Genomic DNA, 20877 nt, shown 5'->3' with positions numbered 1-20877 from the left:
GAGCATGAGTGAGAGTGACGACGGTCGTGCAGTCACTGCGGGATGCGGGGGTTAGGTTAAGTACTCAGGACGAGTTGGGCTGTAGGGCGAATCTACGGAGTGGGGAGAATGATTCGATGAACAAGAGGGGTTCCTGCTGCGATCAGCAGCAGGAACGGTAGTGGAGGGAACTACTTAGGCGCACCTGGGATGGTGCCAGACCGCTGGACGACCTCATACTTTCCACCAAGGTTTTTCATGAGGACAAAGCTTCGACTTTCATCAAGTAACGTCAGATTCATTCCGAATCCTGTTCCATTGTTTGAGACATTGTTTGGGAGGGGATGTGTTTTCGGTGTCATCTTGGCTGCAGTGGGAACCGGGTGGACTTCAGCCTTCACCTGGCTGATGGGTTTTGTCTTGATGCCTTGAGACGTCGAAGCGACAGGCGCACGACTGGCGGCAGTCCGCGTTCGGGTGACCGACTCGAAACCCTCCGGGAATGGAAGTTCATCCATCAGATTGACAGCGGTTGCGCGGATGTTTCCGCCCGTTTGAGTTGCGGCCGGTGCCGTCGACGTACCGAGCTCGACTTGTACACCCGCATTGGCAGTGCTCTTGGCGCCGGCATTGGCTCCCCTTGCCAGGGCGCCGGCTGCTTGGGCCTGATTTGCCGCCCGCAGTGACTGATTGACCGCTGCGACCCCCGCTCCACCCAGCACCATACCCAGGAAGCCTACCCCATACGCGACATTGGAAAGTGTACTGGACATCTCCGGATCATCAGCCCAGGTCAGTACCGACGCGGTTTGCAAAGCCGCAGCCGCGGCGTTGGCAGCCACGCCTGCCACCCCTGCGATATAGCCTGCGGTAATGCCTATCGTGGCAGGTGCCGTCCACGGCATGGTGATGACCGACACCACCAGTACGGCAAAGGCTACGGCGACCCCGATCCATGCATACCAGGGGACTTTGGGCTTTTCGGGTGGATCGATGTAGGACCATGGCGCATCCGGCCGCCAGATCGAGCGTGCACGGTGGCCCGTAGGGTCGCGCCAGTTGACGGGGTTGGCCAATGCATACAGGTAAGGGTTGATGCCTGAAACCTCGGGCGGCAGGGAGTCTGGGCTATGGAAACGCATGAGGCCAGGGTTGTAGGCACGGTAACCGCTGCCTAGCAGGTACCAGCCCAGCGCTTGTTCGCGAGCCTCGCCGTTGAAGGCCAGCATGCCGCGCAGGGTGTCGCCCGCTACTTCGCAGGACTGTTCGCCATAGACACTGTAGCTGGCATGCCGAACGCCGTCCTCGTCGCATTCGGTCAACACACTGCCCGCACTGTCGGTCAACAGCAGTGTATTGCTGGCGGCTTGCACGGCTGTCGGCTGGCCACCTGCGTAGAGGTACTGCGTCAGCGCACCGTCTTCCAGAAGACTTTCCAGGCGGTGGTCGAGGAAGCGACGTTGCGATTGGCGCGTGCCTTCCAGTGTCGCGGTCAGTTGGTTGTGGCCGTCGTACAGGTACTCGGCCAGCACCGACGTACCATCGGTATCTATTACCCGTTGCAGGCGCCCCAAACTGTCGTATTGCAGGGTGCGGCCATATTCGTCGTTGAGCATGTTGCCCTGGTCGTCATATCGGAATGCCTGTTGTTGCGGATAATCTTCGAGCAACGTGTGGGTGACTTCGTGCAATTGGAAACTGCCGTCGGGGGCGTAAGAGAAACGTGCATCGTCCTTGTTGCCGTCGACGAAATGGGTGACGCATCGGGTGATGTTGTCCAACTCATCGAAGCGGAACAGTTGGCTGCTGATCGCCCGGCCACGGGCATTGCCGGGCGGCGCCTCGCCCTCGCAGTCATAGGCTTCCAGACGATCGAGCGCGTCGTACTCGAAGGTTTCGCGGCGTACCTGCCTGCCTTCGCGCGACAGGGTGCGGGCACGCAGCATGTCGTTATCCTGCCAGTCCAGCGTCAATGTCTGCTGCTGGCCGTTGGCGCTGAGGGTACGGGTCGTTTCCCGGCCCAGGGCATCATATTGCAGGGTGCACAGGGCTTGCTGCTGGCTGGCGGTGTCCTGAGTATGCGCGCTGTGGAGCAGGCCTTGCGCGTTGTAGGTCAGTGTCGACTGCAAGGTGCCTTGACGGACGCTGCTGACCCTGCCGTGGTCGTCGTAGGTGTACGTGCAGGCCACACCGTCGTTGTGTTTCCGATACAGGGCGCGGCCTTGCTGGGAATGTCGGTACTGGGTCTCGTAGGAGGGGATGCCCTGGTTGCCGATCCAGCACTCCTCGGTCAATTGCCCTAGCGCGTCGTAGCGGTAGATGCGTTCGCCAAGATCGTTCTTCGCGCTGCTGATGCCGGCTGTGCGTGTGTCATAGCCGAAAACTGCCGTTTCACTGGCAAGCGGCTGATTGCCCCCTTCGATGCTGGCGGTCACCTGGCTGGGTTGCTCGGTGAGTTCGGGCCGATACTTATAGGTGATCACCCGCTTGCGTGTTCGGTTGTCGGTCGGTTGCAGGGTGTATGCCGTTCGGGTTTCCATGAGCGATGTAGCGGCCTTGTAGCCATACGTTTCGATACGCGGACCAACGCTCAGGCGGGTCAGGCGCCCGAGCCCGTCGTAGCCGCGCTTGCAGACGGTTTTGCTCGGTGCGTCTTCGCCAGCGCGCACCTGTAGCAGTGTGGTCAGCTCGCCCAGGCTGTGCTTGGCGAAATGCCGGGTCAGTATCGACCCGTCCGCGCGCTGGGTTTCGAACATGCGGCCCAGGGCATCGTATGTGTAGCGCTTGGTGCGTTCGATCGCCTTTCGCTGGGGGGGGTCGTCGAGGGTGAGGGTTTCGCGGATGCAGCGGCCAAGGCCGTCATAGGCATAGTCGGTACGCCCTACTTGTCGTGGGGCCTTGCCGTCTTCTTCGATCAGCCGGTAGTGGTGGATCGGTTTGCCGAAACGGTTCAACTCGCTGACGTTCAACTGTAGGCGTTGGCCAGGGTTCTCGGGACTTTCCTGCCAATGGGCGATGCGTTGTCCGTCGATACCGAAGGGTGAAGTGTCGGTGCGCTCCTTGACGCCATCAGGGCGAGTGACCTCGCAGCGCTGCCCCCAGCCGTCATAGGCATAGGTGTAGGGCATGCTCAGGATGCGTTCCTGCTGGGTCGGGCTGTCCTCTTCGGGGGGCAGGTAATCATGGAAGGTCTCACCGACCAGGCGCCCGATCGAGTCGTATTGGCTGTCCGATACCTTGCGGGTGACCACCTTGGCGTCCTCCCCTTCCTGGGTATCACGCTCTCGTCGCAGCGGGCGGCCGCTGCCATCGTACACTGTGCGCGTGAGTACGCCATTGACGTCGGTGGTTTCTTCGCAGGCATAGGTACGCCCGTTCTCGGTGAGTAGTCGATAAGCAAAACGACGCGTCGCCTGCTCGGGCATGCCAGTGGCGGTGGTTTGTTCCACCAGGCGGCCCAGCACATCGTAGTGGTGGCGTATGGCGATCCCGTTGGGGTCCTCTTCTTCTACCAACAACCCGGTGTGCAGGGAGTGCTTACGGCTGGTGGTTTTTTCCACGGTGCCGCAGGGGGCGCTGAAGGTCTCGGTGCTCTGGCTCCAGGTCAGCTTGTCGGCATCGTCCTCGACCCGTTGGTAGCGCCAGCGGCTGGTCGACGAGGTGCCGTCGATGGTGACGGTCTGCTGGTCGAGGCGCCCATGCAGGAAGGGATTGTCGGGTTTGTGCAGGTAGCGGCGATGAGTGCAACTGAGCACCCGCTCGGTCTTGCCCTCGCCCTCGCCTTGAAGTTCGATCAGTTCCTCTTGTTCGATGGCCAGCCAACCGCCGAGCTTCAGGTTTGGGTCCTGTTGTGCCAAGGCGGGCAGCTTGACGTAGCGGTAACGGGTGGTCACCGTCTGGGCGGGTGCCCCTTCGGTACTGGCGGTAGGCGCCGGATACACGGTCAGGCTTTTGACGCTGCGTACGAAACCTTCTGGGTCGTCTGGGCAATCGTCGTTCTCGTCGTTGGTGTAATACTCCCGCACCATGCGCATGCCGTTGGCCAGTCGTTCTTCGAGCAGGTTGCCATGCTCGTCGTAGGTCATGGTGGCTACTTCTTCCTGGCGTAGGCGTGGATCGTCACGCAAGGTCCAGACCCTTCTTACCTCGCGGGGCAACTGGAAGTGGGCTGGCTGGTCCGGGAAGCGGGCGTTATCGACTTCGTGGTAGAGGGTCTCGACGGTGTCGATGCAGCCCTCCTGGCAAGTCACCTGTTTGCGCAACAGATGAAACCGGTTGAACGTACTCTCGACCGTGCGCAATACCTTGCCGTCCAGGTAGTGGCTGGCCGTGCTGCCATATTCGAAATCGCTACCGGTGAACTCGTAGAGGTTGTCGCCCAGGTCGTCGTTCCAGGTAATGCCTGTACCGTTGCCCAGGAAGTTTTCGGGGGTGTAGCTGTAGCAGGTGTGAATGAAGCTTTTTTCATCAAACGGGTCGGGCTTGACCACATGCTCCCTCACGTAGGGCAGGTACCTGGCGATGCCAGGAAACTGATGACCTTTTTCCTTATAGGTCACTGACTCTCTACCGCCGCCAGGGTTTTGCAGCTGGGTGATGAAGCGTAGCTTGCCGTAGCGCTGGTAGGTCAGTTCCCAGCGGGTATCGTCGGGCAGGATGATCGTTCGAAGTTCGTCGTTGTCCAGCTTCAGCGCGAAGCGCGCGAAGGCCTCCGTGCCGGGATGGATGTCCAGCTTCGGGCGAATGGCGTTTTCGTAATCGATGCTCAGCAGCGTGCGGTGGTCGTCATGGATCTTCCATAAACGCGGCTTGGCCTCGTGAGTGTATTCAAGACGGATACCATGACCGGTGTGCGACAGGATACGTACCGGTAGCGCCATAGTCGGATCGCTCGGCTGTGGTTCGAGCACCTCGATAAGGCCGGATTGATGAGCCACCCGGTAGCGCTTGGTATCGTCATCACTGATGTTCTTGAAGTTGAAACTCTTGAGTTTTTGCTCGGGGATAACGGGTGTCTGGCCGGGCCCATTGTCGTATACCTTCAAACTCTCGCCGGTATGGAGCTCGAGCATGTTGCTGGTCAGTGAATAGCGGCTGAGCTTGAGGCTCCAACCGATCCCCAGCCCGGCATCTTGCTCGTTCAAGGGATTGAAGGTTAATCGCAGGGGCAGGTCGGGTCCGCACAACTCATTGGCGTGCAATACCGGCAGTTCGATAGACAACGTAAATTGCCCGGTCCGCGGGTCGACATTGCTCTGCACGAAACTGCCGAAATTAAAGGCATTGGATGCAATGGCCATGGCATGAAAACTCTCGTGTTGGGATGAGGGCGAAGGAGGTCAGGCCGCGGGCGGGGCTGCGGAGATTTCAACGGTAATACTGCCCAAGCCATCCCGCTTCACTTCCTCGGTGGACTTTTTTGTTACCAGTATGCCCAGGCCTTCGATAATGAAGTCACCTTCGATATAGGAGTTACCAAAATAATAAACTTCAAATCGACGTAGCATTGAAGGGGCATGCGTGGTTTTCCATGTTACCCACCATTTAGGTTGGTCGTTCTCGTCCTTGTCTCTGGACGCGAGGGTAATGATGGCCGCCGACGGTATGCCAGACATCTCGATGAACCGAGGTTCTTCGGTCTTTTCTTCAATATCGAATACTACGGTTTCACCGCTTCCTGACTCGGGAAGATGAAACGTGTAGGACTCTTGCTCCTCGCTGGTCCAGATAATGATGGAGCCTGCTTGTCGTGCCGCCGATGTTCTTGAATTTCCTGGATGCATGAACGTTGCCTCGCTTGCGCTGTCGCGGCAAATGGAAAGATGCGCTCTGTTCGGGCAGAGCGGAGCGTCGAATGGCGCCCGTTTGCCAAAAAAGCTTATAAAAAAGCCAAGGGGGACGCACCTGGCAGATTTATCAGGTCGGGTGGGCTGCGGTTATTCGATTTCGGCATTAGCCCAATGACCTAGCAATTTTGCCAGTTGTTGGAGAAGGTGGGCTGGGCTAAAAAGTTTCCGTGTGGCAGCAGGGCGAAACTCGTATGCACGTTATTTTCTGCAGCCCTCAAGGTCTTGGTAATACGGTGCTGGTACAGGAGCAGTTGGAAATGAATGATCGCCAATCATCAAATCTTGAAGTACCTATTGTTCCTGATTTGACTGAGTTCGATGAAATCGATCTGGAAAAACTGGGCAGCGCTGATCTGGTTGCCGTCATCAAGTACACCGGCATGCAAAAGGGCGACTTGGTCTCACCCCGTTGGGTGGGCAGCAGCCCCGCCGGAGAGGCATTCGATGATGTCGGGGCAACCGTGCCAGTCAGGGAGGGTGACTTGGAGCGGGGGCTCGAGGTCACTATCGCGAACAGCACCATAACCTCCGCTGCTGGCGGTTGGGCGTTTTTTTCGTATACCCAGGCCGGGCGCGAGTCGCTCCGCCAGTTTTGTTATGTTGGCCTGCGAACACGTGGGCAGGACGAACGTTTGCCCGTCATGCAAGCCATCCAGTCGCAAGGATTGATCATTCAGCCAGATACCCTCGACGCTACGGGCGTGAGGTTCCTTGTCCCTCCTTACCAGGCGATGCAGGTCGGTGACAAGGTCACCCTGACCGTAGTGAGCTACGACGAGGAGGGTGACGAAGACGACGAAGAGCGCAAGGTGCTCACGGTCACCCAGGAGCATCTGGACAAAGCGGCGCTGAGTCATGACGTGAGGCGTACGTTCTTCAGGTTCATCGACCCAGGGCATGTGCAGGCTTCGTATGAGATCGAGTTCGTCGACGGCGAGCGTATTGGGTCTCCCGTGCAGCGCCTGGCCGTCGACTCGACGGCAATGCTGCCGCCTCCGTTGGGCAAGCCGGTCATCGACGGGCACGAGGAGGGCGACCCGTTGGACCCGGCGCAATTTCGCAATGGCCTGGTCGTGCGGGTGCCCATCTACGACGAGATGGCTGTTTCCGACCGCATTGTCCTGCGCTGGCGCAGCCCTGCCCGGGATTACCTGCAGACCCTGCGCGTCGACCCCAGCACGGTCGCGTCGCAATCGATTGCGTTCCAGGTGGATTTCGCGGTCTTGGCCGAGAGCCAGGGGGCCACTGTGGAGGTGAGCTATCTGTTCGGTCGAGAAGGGGCTGGATTGCGCTCCGAAGCGTTGCGGCTCGAGGTAGTGATGGCACGCCAGCTGGAGGCGTTGTTGGTCAACCGTGCCACTGCCGATAAGACACCCAACTGGGGCACCCTGGCAGCTGACGATACCCTGAGCGGCGTTTACGTCGATGTACCGCCCGGGGTCGTGCAGCCAGGCGAAGCACTGCACGTGCATTGGTGGGGGATTTCGCCGCTCGGCCAATACATCGCCGAGGAGCCGGCAAGCCCCGACAACCCGTTGCGATTCCATATTCCGCCTGAATATGTACCAGCGAACATGGGCAGAGGGGAGAAGGACGAGTCGCGTCGTTTCCCCGTGTTCTACCGGCTGGTCAGTGCCAAGGGGCACGTGGATTCCGAGCATTTCTTCCTGCGGATAAAACCGGAGCCTGCCCAGTACCATCCGCAAGTCACCTGTGAGCAGGCCGAGTCTCTCAGCTTGTCGCTGGCAGCTGTACCGGCAGCGGGTGCTGACTTGTCATTGGGTACCTGGTCGTTCATCGCCGAAGGGCAATTGCTCACCTTATCGATTGGCAGGGGCTCGGGCCCCGGCTCATGGGAGGAGGCCATCCGTGATGCCCTGCCGGTGACCGCGCAGGAGGTGACGGCGGGGGTGAAGGCCAAACTGGCGAAAAGCCTGCTCGAAAAAGTGCCCCTCGGGGACACCTTCACCCTGTACGCCAGGGCCAGTTTCGATGGTGGCGACTTTTTCACCGAGTTCAAAAGCAAAAGTTTGCAGTTAGTACCCTAAGTTCCGCGCGACATAACAGCACATCGTACTCACGCGACCCGCTAATGCAGGTCGTTATCGCATGATGATGGTGGAGAACCGATCATGGCTAGGCCTACACTTTCGCAATACCTGAATTACCTTGAACAAGAGCCCCGGACCAAAGGCTGGGGGGCGCTGTTGGTTTACGATCGCCAGCGGGCCAACCGGTTGTTGGCGCAGGAGTTCATCGCACGTTTCGATGACAGTCACTGGTTGAAGCCGATCAATGGAACCAAGGAAACCGATAGCGGTATCTGGACGCAAATGTCCGACTTCAAGCTTGGTCAGCCGCGTTTATCGTTCGAAACCGCCAACATCGGCAGTTCAATAGCGACACTGAGCATGCCGGTGGTGAGCGGTAGGCTGACCGAATGGCGTCGTTCCGATAACGGTCAGGCCGAACTGGTGGGCATTTCCCATCTCGACCCGCTTACCGCACCACAGGTTCGCATGCAAATCAAACTCAACCATGCCGATGGGGTTATCGATCAGGATGGTCGTGTGCTGATCGACCTGTCGGACGGGGAGGCGGGCACTTATACCTTCGAAGTGTCCAGTTGGAAAGACCTGAACCTCAAGTTGGGTGAGTTCATCAAGGACGAGTTCGGAAAGCTTCCGGATAACGAAAGGGTATGGGAGTTGAACACGATCCGGCGATTCGAGGACGGGATCGATCCTACTTCATTTGCCGTGCGGACGCATTCCCTGGCCAGAGCTGGCAGATCGACACCGAGTCTGGATGCAGAGGAGCAAGAAGACGGTGCCATATTGGTTGGCGTCGCATTCAATGGCGAGGGTAATGGTGACTTCCCTACCCGAGACCAAGATATGCCGTTTCTATTGCCCGAGTCCACGGACGGGGAGGATTACTCGCTGAGTGTCCTGTTGGGTAATGAAGCGTGGATGAAAAATGTCCTCACCGAAGGCCTTCGGCAGATGCCGGGTTATGGTGGAAATAATTATGAGTATGAGCGTGATGACAGTAAATTTATAACAAAAGTCAGTACTGGTCATATTTTATTGAAGGGTTATCAAGATTATAAGCTTTTTAATGATAATCGGAACCGAATAAATATTGATATCTTTGCAATGTCAGGAGTTGCAAGCGGAGAGTTCAACAAGGGAAAAATTGTATTTCGCTGGAAAGGGATGGCCCCACTGCCGTACGGTTTTGGGTTCTACGTATACATTAATAACGGTTGGGAAGGGGGCAAGATGCCCCTCTATGGTGACATTGATTTGTCCTGCGAGTTTTCCGCAGCGTTAGATGATGAGGGATGCATCGTGTTGACTGGTGGCGAGGTCGCCGGCACAGTCAACCTCTCCACGGGCGATGAGGAGTACGATCGAGATTATATCCCTCACATGCTGGCTAACTTCAACCAAGCCGCTCGTGCAAGCTTCACCCCTGTCCTCAATGCAATGAAAAATATCAGTGTGACTGTCGACCTGCTACGGCTCAACTCGTTGTTGTTCCGTAGTGAACAAGTCGCTACGCCAAGTCTGCTTGAACTACCCGGCGATGTGTCATTACTCGGGTACCTAGCCCCTAAACATACGGCGTTCGCCATCGATCCACTCGAGAAGGTACTGGCTGCAGACGGTACGCTGCAGTTGCGTTTGGACCCTCAACCTGCTGGGGCCGTAACCTGGTCGGTCAAGGGGCTTCCCGGCGAAGAAGGTGATGTCGGGAGTGTCTCTGACGGTCTTTACCAGGCACCAGCAGCAGAGCAGATCACCGGTACTGTGAAGCGCGTCATCGTCACCGCCACCGTTGGCGATCATAGCAGCAGCGCCTTGTTGAGCGTCGTGCCCAAGGCCGTGGCGGTTCGCCCGAACCTGCTCAATGCGTTCTATTCCACTGCCGAAAAGCCGCAGCGCTATGTGGTAGAGGGTGGGAGTATCGACGCGAGCTTGCAATGGGCCATGTCCGAAGACTCACTGGGCACTCAACGAGCACCGGAGCCCGGCGATTCGGACTTGGACATTCCCAAGGACAAGAACGTGCGGATCTATGTCGCACCCGAGAAACCGGCCAACCGAGAACCGGGCCTTGCCAAGCTCATGCATCTGGACCAACTGCAGGTGACCGGTGCTGGACGCACGGAAATCATCGACATTCCAGTGGCTTGGGTCGCCACGCCAGCGTTCATCAGCCTGTCGAAAGTGGGCGATGGTCTCAAGCTTGTATTGTCAGCCGAGGGGGAGGACGGTGAGGTCATTTTCGATCCTGCCGAAACTAACTGGTACACCGTCAAAGGCACAGGCAGCGTCGATGCCGCTACGGGAATCTACACCCCTGGGGCGGACGAGGGCGACTACGTGATTATCGCCGGCGCAGCTAAAAACAGTCCGCTCATCTCGATCTGGAATTACACGGTGGTGCCTATGCCTTATACCGACGCCGAGGCGGCATGTACCGCGCAGATGCGCCAGTTGGTACGTAGCCGGAGGTTCTGACCATGGCCTATTCACTGCAAGACTTGCTCGATGCGCTCAAGGAGGGTGACGCCATGCACGGTTGGGGCGCGATACTTGCCTTGGGCCGCGATCCGGTCAATGAAGCGCTGCAGACGCGGTATGTCGAGGCGTTTGGCCTCGAGGGCATGGCGACTCCGATCAGTGGCAGCTATTACATCGACGAGTCGCGTACCGGGCAGGTGACCTTCGACAATGTGGTCCTGGGCCCTGCGCAACTGTCATTCAAGGGGGCAGTGGGGACGAGCGCCAAGCTCAAAGTGACGATGGAGCTGATTGCAGGCAGTTGTCTGTATACGTCCATGTTGGCGGGCAACGTCCAGCGATTCAGGAAAAAGGACGTGCTCTATCTGGGCATGGGCTATCGCTTCGAGGTAATTGGCGAACTGAAGGTGGTGCCCAACACCTACCTCAGGCGCAGCCAAGTCGTGCTGGACTTGAGTGCCGCCAGCGAACCGACGTGTACCCTCGGCAGTACGCCCATCGCCGCACAAAAGATGGGTGGGTTCATCCTGGAGCAACTCAACCAGCAATTGGCGCTCTCCCGCCCGTTGCCAATTCTGGACATCGACTTCTATGGCAACCATGCCCTGGCGACCGTGGATTTTGCCGTCACTGGTCAGCAAGCACCTGGCGATGCCCAAGAGGGTGGGGCGAGCGAAGACGAGGGTGCACTGCTGTTGCTCTTGCAGTTGGTAGCTGACCGTGCACGAGGAAACTTCCCTAGTAACCTGCCGTACCTGTTACCGCCCAAGGATGAGACCAGCAACTATTCCGCTGCGTTGCTGGTTAGCCGGGAGCGGTCACCGTTGGTTCACGACCTTGGTCGCAGTGGGCTGGACCAGGTGCTCCTGCCTGATGCCTATGAGGTACGGATGGCGAGCGAGCATGCGCCGTACGACAAGATCCTGCTTGGAGACGTACAGGCGGGTGATCTGACACGCCAGGTTCGGCCTGCAATGAGCAGCATGGGGGCAGCGCAGAGCCGGCAGTTTACCGTGAGCGGGCCAGCACCGCTTGGCTGGTCGGCACGCAATGTGGCGTATCCACGTGCCTCGGGCACGATGGACACCAACGGAAATTACACCACCCCAGCCCCCACCGCGATCGCTGGTGAGCAGCAGATCATGCTGGTGAGTGCGCAGGGTGTCGAGGATGCCCCCGGCAAATCGGCATTGGTAGTGGCTTCTGCCGATGCGCTGGGCATCGCGCCCAGGGCGGTGGTGTGGACCAAAGGGCAGGAGCCCATTCGTCTGACCGCGTCCGAAGACGGCGGCACGTGGTCCTTGGTCGAGGCCGAATACGGAACGCTCGATGTCGAGCCGGCGGACACTCGCCATGCTCTGTTCACACCCGATGAACCGGATACCGGCGAGCCGATATGGCTACAGCGCATCCAGGTGCGCAAAGGTGCGAATACTGGCTATGCAACGGTGGTGATCGTTTCCAGGACCTTGGCACTGCAGGTGGAGCCTTTTCATGTGGCGCAGTTGCCCAGCAATGGCCAGCAGCAATTCGAACTCATCGCCGAGCCGCAGCAGCTCGCCCAAGACATCGATTGGGCGGTGTATGGCGTGGGCAACATCGAGGATGGGCTGTATCGCGCTGGGGAGTCGATCACGGGCGAGGTCAGTGTCATCGTGGGCTCCATTGTCGGGCTGCCAGGGTTTGCCGTGATCGAACACCCGCGTAGCTCGGCACGGCAACTGGCAGTGAACCAAGAGCGCTGGAGGGAGTTAAATCACTTCAAGCTGACCCCCAATCGAGCCAATGCCCAGCAGGTTCTGGCCAATGGCAGGCAGCAGGTGGGTATCCGGATCAAAATCGAGACCAAGCCAATCGAAACGCCCGATGGCATCATCTATGACCCCGTGAGTGATCTCGAACTCTCTACCTTGAAACTGCTGCACGAGGACGGTACCGAAATCGACTGGTTGCCGATCGGCGTGGAAGGCCTCGATCCAGAACTTGCAGAAGGCAGCGGCAAGCAGTGGGCAGCCAGCAAACTGCGCAATCGGTTCGATTACCTGCCGGTTTCGACTGCGGGTTCAGGCACGGACGTCGGGCAAGTCGCCGGGGACAATACGCGGATCCTTAACGTTTATGTGCACACGCTCGAAGTGGAGCCTCGCAATATCAAGGCTAAGTTCCAGGACCATCGCAACCGGTGGCACTTTTCGGATGCCAAGGACATCGACGAGAAATGGGTTGAAATCACCGGTGTCAAAGTCCCGGAGGGGGATCGGGCACTTTATGAGTTCGAGCCCAAACGCGTGGAAGCGAAAAATGGCTTTGACTGGGTGGGTGAGGCAGGGGAAACCGACAACTTCAATTATTGGCACTACACCACGCACTATTGGGTTCTCCGGAGTAGAGCCGGGCTCAGCTTCACGGACGTGCGGTTCGATCACTGCTCGATGATACGTTGGGAGAGTGAGCAGCTCGCCGAATCGTTCGCCAGCTATACCGGCTTTGCCTTCAAGCCCAAGCGTCACCCCGATGCCCGGCCTGCTTCCACTGGCATTCAATACCAGGCGCAGTTGCAGCTGTTGGCCCTGGAGTCCCCGGAGGCCGTGTTGGATTACAACTTCAAGGGCCATGAAACCGTCTCCGAAGGCACGTTGTTGCTGAGTTTGGACCGTGTGCCGGATTGGCCTTTCTGGTACGACCGGGGAGTGAAGACGTACCGCCAGGTGCTCGACAGGCCGATGACCTTCACCTTGCTCGACAACTACGGAAGTCCTCACAGGCTGAAGGTGTCTTTTGAGCTGTCCGGCTCGCAAGACCACCGCAACATCCTCGGCTGGGATTTTCAATAATGACAATGATCGTCGCCCCGTTGGGGGCGACGTCATGGCCTTTGAGAGTGAGCACGATGACGACTCAATCGCTGGTGCATTCAAACGCGTTCAATTTCATGAGTTTCGTTCAAGGCAGCGTCGATCCGCGCACAGGCCAATACAGCCTGGCCATCGAACTGCCCGAACTGACCGCCAATCAGCTCAATGGGCCGAGCTTGCCGTTGCGCTTGGGCTTCAACCCGATGAACACCCACGATTCCGGTTTTGGCACAGGTTGGAGCCTTAACCTCAGCCAATACGCCGTGGCATCCGGCCTTCTCAGCCTGCACAGTGGCGAGCGTTTCCTGGTTTACGACAATGGTCCTGGCCAGCCGCCAGTGATTCCTGAACGCAAGATCGAGAGTTTTCACTTCGAGAACGTCACCACAGGGCAAACGCAGCGATTTCGTGTGGCGCACAAGTCGGGACTGGTGGAGCTGCTCGAGCCGCAGGCGCCGGACTACACCCTGGCCCTTCCGGTGCGTGTGCTGGCGCCGACTGGGCACGGTATTACCTTGGCCTACCGGCCGCACAACGGTGTGCCTTGCCTGGAGACTGTCATCGACGACTGCGCCCGCGTGTTGCTCCGGCTGGACTATTCCAGCGGTGCCTGGGTGGACCTCGATATCAACCCCGATACAGTGGCCTTTGCACGTTATCGACTGGAGCGCGATGGAGATGACCTGGGTAGGGTCGTGCTTCCCGATAAGGCCAGCTGGACGTTCACTTACCGCACACTGGGCGAAGTCCGCTGCCTGACCCGGCTGCAAACGCCTCTGGCGGGCGTCGAAGAGATCGAATACGAAGAGCGTGGGCACCACCTGCCAGGTGATGAAGGCAGAACCCTGCCTTGGGTCAAGCAGCATGTGATCAAGCCAGGCGCTGGACAACCCGACATGCTGACGTGCTACTGCTTCAGCGAGGAGAACTTTCTGGGCTACGGCTCGGGCATCGGTTGGATCGACGATGGCCTGGACAATCTCTATCGGTTCACGGGGGCCGACTATTTCTACTCGTCCGTCGCCAGCCATTACCAGCACGGCGAAGTGGCAAGAACGGTCGCGTGCACCTTCAACCGTTTCCATCTGATGACCGAGCAGGTCATTACCGAGCAGGGGTGCGTCGAAGCGAAGACCATCAAGTATGGGGAACTCGCGAATATGCGCTTCGAAGACCAGCCGGCCAACTTTCAGTTGCCTTGCCTCACGATCACCTCCTGGCGCCGAGGCAATGACCGGCGCGACGAAGAGGTCAACACCACGTATGACCACTACGGCAACCTGATCTGGCAACAGCAGGCCAACGGCGTGCAAACCCACTCCAGCTACCTGCCGGCCGAGCAAGATCCGGAGGGCTTCGTCCGCCATCTCGACACTCAGGAGGTGATCCCAACGACCGGTGAGGGAATGGCCGAGGCCTTGCGCAGCGTGTACAGCTACATCGAACTGCCATCGCTGGCGCAGGATGGGAAAGGCACCTTGCTGCTCGAGACCGAGAAGCTGGTGCGTGTGCGTGACGATGCCGTCTTGCAGCTCACCGAGACCCAGTACCATGCGACGGTCGGCGACCCGCTGCGCTACGGCCGGCCCCGGCAGCAGGTGCTCGTGCTCGATGGCAAACGCACCTGTAGCGATTACGCCTACGCGCTGGCCTCGTTGGACGGTCATCCTGTGGTGCAAACCGAGCAGACCATCACCGGTTTCGATCACGGCGCGCCATTGACGCTGCGCGAAACGCTACACACCAAGGCTGGTACCGTGCGCCATGCACGGAAGGTCAATACGTTGCAGCATTCGGTGCTGATCGGCGAGCCCATGCTCAATTATGACGATAACGAGGTGCAGATCGCCTACGTGTACGACGTGCTGCGCCGCGTTACCCAAGAGACGGTCGCACCTGGCACTCCATACTGCGCTACGCGCAACTACAGCTACCACCTGTCCGCCAATGGTGAGCCGGCCGTGCAGACACAAGTTGATGTCAAAGGCGTGACGACTTGGACCTACGTGGACGGGCTCAACCGTGTGGTCAGGCAAGAACGGCAGGACCCGGATTATGGACGAACCTCCGAGGCCAAGGAGGCGGCACGACTTTTCTACAAGGCGCTTTTTGACGAGCTAGGCAACTTGGTATGGGAGGCCGAGCATGATTGGCTTGAACTGGTCGATTTGCCATTGCTCACAAGCTACGAGTACGACGGTTGGCGGCAGCGGTGCTGCGAAGTCGGGCCCGATCGTGTGCGTAACCACGATGTTACCGACTTGACTGGTGCACCGGATTTCACCGGGCCGATTCGCAGGCAATGGCGAGAGTCGGCAGACCAGTCGTTGCGCAGCGGCATGACGATCACGCAGCTCAATCTTTTCGACCAGCCAGTATGGGTCGAGCGTGTAGATACCGAGCAACGACGTGTCAGCTTGCATCAGTACTTTTACGATGGGCTCGGGCGCAGGGCCCGGGAGGTCGATGGGCGTGGTGCGCAGACCTCGTTCCGCCATGATGAGTTCGGCAGGCTTACCGATCACACCCTGGCCGATGACTCGGTGGTACACAGAGTCTATGCCTCTCACAGTACCGAAGACTTGCCTGTTTCGATCGAGGTGGTCGATGGCAGCGACCAGACCAGGTACCTGCTGGGTACCCAGGCGTTCGATGGCCTGGGCCGTCTGATCGGCTCGGTGACGGGAGGGCGTGAACGTACGCAGCTCTACGCGCCAGGGCAGCGCCAGCCCGAGGCAGTCATCACTCCAGCGGGCGTGTGCATCACATATGAATACCTCCCGCAACTGGGTGAAGAACCCTTGCGCCGCATCTTGACGACGTCTGGTGTTGAAGCGAACTACCAGTACGACAAGGAAAATGCCCGCTTGTTGTGGTGCGAGGAAAACGACGAGTCGCTGAGCCGGGAGTACTTCAGTACCGGGGAACTGAAGCTGGAAAGGCGTGAACGTCCCGGGGAGGCTCCCTTTGAGATGAAGTACGTGTACAGCCTGCAAGGGCGTCTGCTCAGTTATACCGATGTGCTGGAGCATACCCAGTCTTATCGCTACAACGCGTATGGCCAGCTCGAGCAGACGTGCCTTGAAAATATCGTGAGCACGTTCACCTATGACGGCTTGGGCCGTATGGACAGCATTCTGACTGAAACCCAAGATCCGGATGGGCAGCCTCGGTATCTCAAGACCGCTCTGGCTTATGACGATTTCGATCGCGAAAGCAGCCGAACTTTCGATCTTGGTGATTCGGTGCAAGTACTCAAGCAGTGCTACGACGCGGTCGATGCCATCAAGACCAAGACCTTGAAGAGTGGCGAGCAGTTGCTGCGCGAAGAAACCTATGGCTATGACCCTCGGGGCCGGTTGGAGGAGTACGATTGCGAGGGGGAGGATGAATACGTGCCAGTCGATTCCTATGGCAAGAAGATCCAGGCCCAAGTCTTCACCTTCGATGCCCTGGACAACATCATCCGGGTTCGCACGTTGTTCGAAGGGGGCAGGATCGATGCAAGGTATCGCTTCGAGAACGAGCAGGATCCGGCGCAGTTGACCGGAATCGAGATCACTGGGCTTGAGGACGTGCCGCGTGTCATTGCCCTGACGTATGACCCAGACGGTAATCTGACGTGCGACGAGCAGGGCCGGACCCTGGTATATGACGCGCTGGGGCGGTTGGAGCGCGTTCAGGCACCCGCGCAGGGCATTGACGCGTTGTATGGATATGATCCGTTGGATCGTTTGGTGACGCAGAGCAACTGAGCCTTTCATAGTCTTACGGGCGAGCCCCAATACTGGCTAGCAAGGGGGGCCTTGCAATCCAGGGGCGGCTTTGCAGCCCAGGCAAGCCCGTTCCTACAGGGCCTCTGCAATCAACGAGTCATGTGTCGATTTATAAGAAGCTGGCTTGCCCCGAGCACGTTTGGCGTGCATATCGAAAACGTGTCGACCTGATAAAAATGCCAGTTGTCATCGTGTATCGGAATGCGTTGAATGAAGTCGCGTGAGCGGAGGTGGTAACTCTTAATCTGTGTCTCCCAGGGAGGTGGATGTGAATAGCTCCGACGCCAAAATCGATGCGGCTGACAATGTACGACGGGCGTTTAGGCTTCGCCGTGCCGAGATATTGAGGGCCGACCCGCTAGCCCGGATTTCTCATGACCGCATAAACAAAAACGGCTGAAAGCCTTATGATTCTTGTCGCCAAACAAAGCCCCATAAGTCTTCAGCCGCGCACAAAATGCTACCAGAAAAACTCCACTTTTCACCCCTCTCTCGCCGCCTCGTCGAGGCCTCTTTCACCGGTGGTCACATCACCTCGGATGCGGGCTTGTTGCTGCTGCGCGAGGTCGACCGGCAACATGGCTTGACCCGCCGCCTGGCCAAAATCGTTCCCGATCGGCGTGATCCTGGGCGTGTCCAGCATGGACTGCAGACACTGCTCGCCCAGCGTATCTATGCACTGGCCGCCGGCTACGAGGATCTCAACGATCATGACGGCCTGCGCCATGACTACGCGCTGCAGACTGCGGTCAACCGCCTGCAACCGCTGGCCGGCAAATCCACTCTGGGGCGCCTGGAACAGCAAGCCGATCGCGAAACGGTGGTGCAAGCCCATCGCCTGCTGTGGGAGCACTTCATCGCCCAGCATGACCAGGCGCCGGCTGAGATCGTGCTCGACTTCGATGCGACCGATGTGCCGGTGCATGGAGATCAGGAAGGGCGCTTCTTCCATGGCTATTACGACCATTACTGCTTCCTGCCGCTCTATGTGTTCTGTGGTCGCCATCTGCTGGTGAGCTATTTGCGCCCGAGCAACATCGATGGCGCCCGACACAGTTGGGCCATCCTGGCACTGCTGGTCAAGTTCATTCGCCGCTTCTGGCCAGAGACCCGCATCGTGTTCCGCGGTGACGGCGGTTTTTGCCGACATCGCATGCTCGACTGGTGTGACCGCAAGCAGGTGGATTATGTGGTGGGTCTGGCCCGCAACACCCGCCTGCAGCGGATGGCGGCGCCGGCCATGCAAGCGGTCGCCGAGGCCTACCAAGAAACCGGGCAGAAGATGTCCGGCGTGTATCGCTTCCTCTATCAGGCCGGTAGTTGGCGTAGGCGCCGCCTGGTCGTGTCGCGCCTGGAACATGGCGAGCAGGGTGCCAATCCACGCTTCATCGTCGTGTCCCGCTTTGCCGAGGATGCTGCCCAGCAGTACTACGAAGACTACTGCGGCCGTGGCGACATGGAGAATCGGATCAAGGACCAACAGTTGGATCTGTTCGCCGACCGCACCTCCAGCCCACGCTGGTGGACCAACCAGTGGCGGCTGATGCTGTCGGCCTTTGCCTATGTGCTGTTCGAACGGCTACGCGATCATCTCCAGGGCACCGCATTGGCGCGCATGAGCATCCATAACCTGCGCTTGAAACTGCTCAAGATCGGTGCGGTGATCATTCGCAACAGCCGGCGCATCCGCGTGCTGATCAGCGAGGCCTATCCGCATCAGGAACTCTTTGCGGGGCTGGTTGCCCGCCTCAAGCCGACCTGAACAGGCGGGCGCCCCCGGCCCGGCTCAATGGGGGAAAGGGGGCAGTGCGCCCCATACGCGGGAATTGAATAAAAAACGATCAATTTTTAGCGGTGGAAGGCAGGTTGTTGATACGCCGAGGCTTCACCGGCCACGCCTGCCGGCCTCATGAGAAATCCGGGCTAGATCCACTTATCGTCGATCCAGACTATTTTGCCGACCCTTCCGATAGGACAGTGAAGAGTGTGCTTTTGCGCTCGGATGGCGCTGGCTTATTCGTCCAGGTACCCCAATGGTTCGTGACCGATGAAGATCTCCTGCGGATAGAGCACTCGCGTGATGGCGTCGGATTTACCTCTATTCATGAGGAGCGTATCCGCTTCTTTGATGACCCCATTAGTTTCCCATATCCCGTCAAACTCGACTTGACGCTCGATGCTTTGCAGCCAGAAGGGGTACACTATTTCAGAAGTTACATCATGTCGGATAATTTTGAAGAGAAGTATTCCGACCCTATCACGCTGCGCTTCGATCGTGTTCCCCCTTATAACAGGGATGTGCCTAACAAGTTCGCGGGTATTCCGGTGGTCACAGATGACAGCCTCGCGGCAGGTAACGACAAGGTTCTTTTGACATTACCCGCTTACCCCGACTGGGAAGCAGGTGACAAAGTCCGTTGGTACTGGTTGAACGAGATACCCACAGACGTTGAAAACATCGAAGAGGTCGGCACCCTTGCAACCACGGGCCAGGCTCAGCAACTCGAAGTGCCCGGCGACTATGTACGCAAGGTCAACGACGGCGGCGTCTATGCCGTGTATGTATTGTTCGACAAGGCCGGCAACATCAGCCAAATCTCCGACTACCTCGCTGTCGATGTGGCGCTCGGTACCTTGCCAACGGTGTTCGATCCGCCGGAGGTACCATTGGCCACGGCGGCGGATGGTTTTCTCATCGATCAGGCCGATGCCTTGGAGGGCGTTGAGGTATGGGTGCCGTTGTTCGATGACCACAAGCCCACAGACACGGTGAAAGTGATCTGGAAGGCTGCGCACTTGAAGCCGCAGCCTGTCGGGTCTACGCCTGAATCCATGATCAGGTTCCCGGTGGACAGCCGCGAAATCCTGTTGACCGAATACGATGATTCATCGGTGCCGGACGTCACGCTGGTTCGTTATGAGGTGTATCGGGGTACTCATTTGTTGGGTGGGAACGAGACGCAGGTCAATGTCGACTTCGAATCGATCGACCCCGGCTGGCCAGGCCCAGATTGGCCGGACCCTGAGCATGCGGGCCTGAACCCTGTGCGGGTAGCAGGAAAGGGAGGGACAAGCGGCGAGAACGAACTCGACATCAACGACACAGGCAAGGCCGCCGATATCACGATCGAACTGCATGACTTTGCACTGGAGGATGATGTGCTGACGCTTTCCTGGGGCGACCAGGAGGGTGCTGCGCGCTACACCGTGAGCGACTCTGACGTGCCAGGGGAAGACGTTACGTTCGAAGTGCCCTGGGCGGTGATCGAGGCAGGAGGGAACAATCCTGCGCTGCCGGTGAGTTATTGGGTCAGCCGGCCCGATGTGCACAATCCGCTGAAGTCGCGTGATACGCCTGTCTTGGTGAACGCCATCAAGATCGTTGCACAGGCGCCTGGATTCCTGGATGCCAATGCGGCAGGCCAGTTGAATTGCAGCACGATCAGGGCCAGTTTGCCGCACGCCGATGGTGGCGCGGTGCAAGTGACGGTGCCTGACCTGACGCAATACACCCAGTACGGAGCAATCACTGAATTCGTTCTTACCTGGTGGGCCGTGAAAGGAGGAAATGAAGATCAAGGTGAGGATGAAGTACCTGGTGTAAGGGAGTCGTTCCCGGTGCCCTTGGGCGCTGACTACCCTCTGGAAGGCTTTACGTGGCGGGTACCTTACTTGAAGCATGTTGCGCCTACATTCGACCCTGATGATCCACTTTTTTACAGAGCCCGCGCGCGGGTGGTCTACAGCTTTAAGGCAGGAACGGAAGACATTGCTTCCGAGCGCGGCGAAATCGTATTGGCCATGTATGAGCCCAGCGGCGCATGCGATTTGACTTGACTGTGCGTCGTTGTGGTACGCGCAGTAAATTGTGGTTTTTTCGCGTAGG

At 58.5% G+C, this 20877-nt stretch carries 8 protein-coding genes; 6 read left to right on the top strand and 2 right to left on the bottom strand.

What is annotated here, in order from left to right; genetic code table 11:
• Positions 1–170: 170 nt before the first annotated feature.
• Both ACDI39_RS09525 and ACDI39_RS09520 read right to left on the bottom strand, forming a co-directional pair.
• Positions 171–5279, bottom strand: coding sequence for an RHS repeat domain-containing protein (locus ACDI39_RS09525; protein ID WP_486538484.1), 5109 nt, complete (start codon positions 5277–5279; stop codon positions 171–173).
• 39 nt (positions 5280–5318) lie between these two features.
• The gene (locus ACDI39_RS09520; RefSeq protein ID WP_225787086.1) at positions 5319–5762 is read right to left on the bottom strand and encodes a hypothetical protein; all 444 of its coding nucleotides are present in this window, start codon (positions 5760–5762) and stop codon (positions 5319–5321) included.
• 257 nt (positions 5763–6019) lie between these two features.
• Between ACDI39_RS09520 and ACDI39_RS09515 the strand changes: the two genes are divergently transcribed.
• The 6 genes from ACDI39_RS09515 (at position 6020) to ACDI39_RS09490 (ending at position 20828) form a co-directional block, all read left to right on the top strand.
• Complete coding sequence (locus tag ACDI39_RS09515) at positions 6020–7876, top strand: hypothetical protein (RefSeq protein WP_253080446.1); 1857 nt, start codon at positions 6020–6022, stop codon at positions 7874–7876.
• An 84-nt stretch (positions 7877–7960) separates the two neighbouring features.
• Positions 7961–10357 (top strand): Ig-like domain-containing protein, encoded by a 2397-nt coding sequence (locus tag ACDI39_RS09510; protein ID WP_253080445.1) that lies wholly within the window; start codon positions 7961–7963, stop codon positions 10355–10357.
• A gap of 2 nt (positions 10358–10359) precedes the next feature.
• On the top strand, positions 10360–13194 hold the full coding sequence (locus ACDI39_RS09505) for a hypothetical protein (RefSeq protein ID WP_253103135.1): 2835 nt from the start codon (positions 10360–10362) through the stop codon (positions 13192–13194).
• Entirely contained in the window at positions 13194–16970 is a 3777-nt protein-coding gene (locus ACDI39_RS09500) for an RHS repeat domain-containing protein (RefSeq protein ID WP_225787080.1), read from the top strand. Before ACDI39_RS09505 ends, ACDI39_RS09500 begins: the two co-directional genes overlap by 1 nt.
• A gap of 478 nt (positions 16971–17448) precedes the next feature.
• Complete coding sequence (locus ACDI39_RS09495) at positions 17449–18753, top strand: IS1380-like element ISPa33 family transposase (RefSeq protein WP_010793081.1); 1305 nt, start codon at positions 17449–17451, stop codon at positions 18751–18753.
• A 278-nt stretch (positions 18754–19031) separates the two neighbouring features.
• On the top strand, positions 19032–20828 hold the full coding sequence (locus ACDI39_RS09490) for a hypothetical protein (RefSeq protein WP_486538480.1): 1797 nt from the start codon (positions 19032–19034) through the stop codon (positions 20826–20828).
• The last annotated feature ends 49 nt before the right edge of the window (positions 20829–20877 follow it).

It is taken from the genome of Pseudomonas sp. Tun-23181 (genome assembly GCF_057415455.1).
This window is presented reverse-complemented; position numbering and strand designations above follow the sequence as displayed.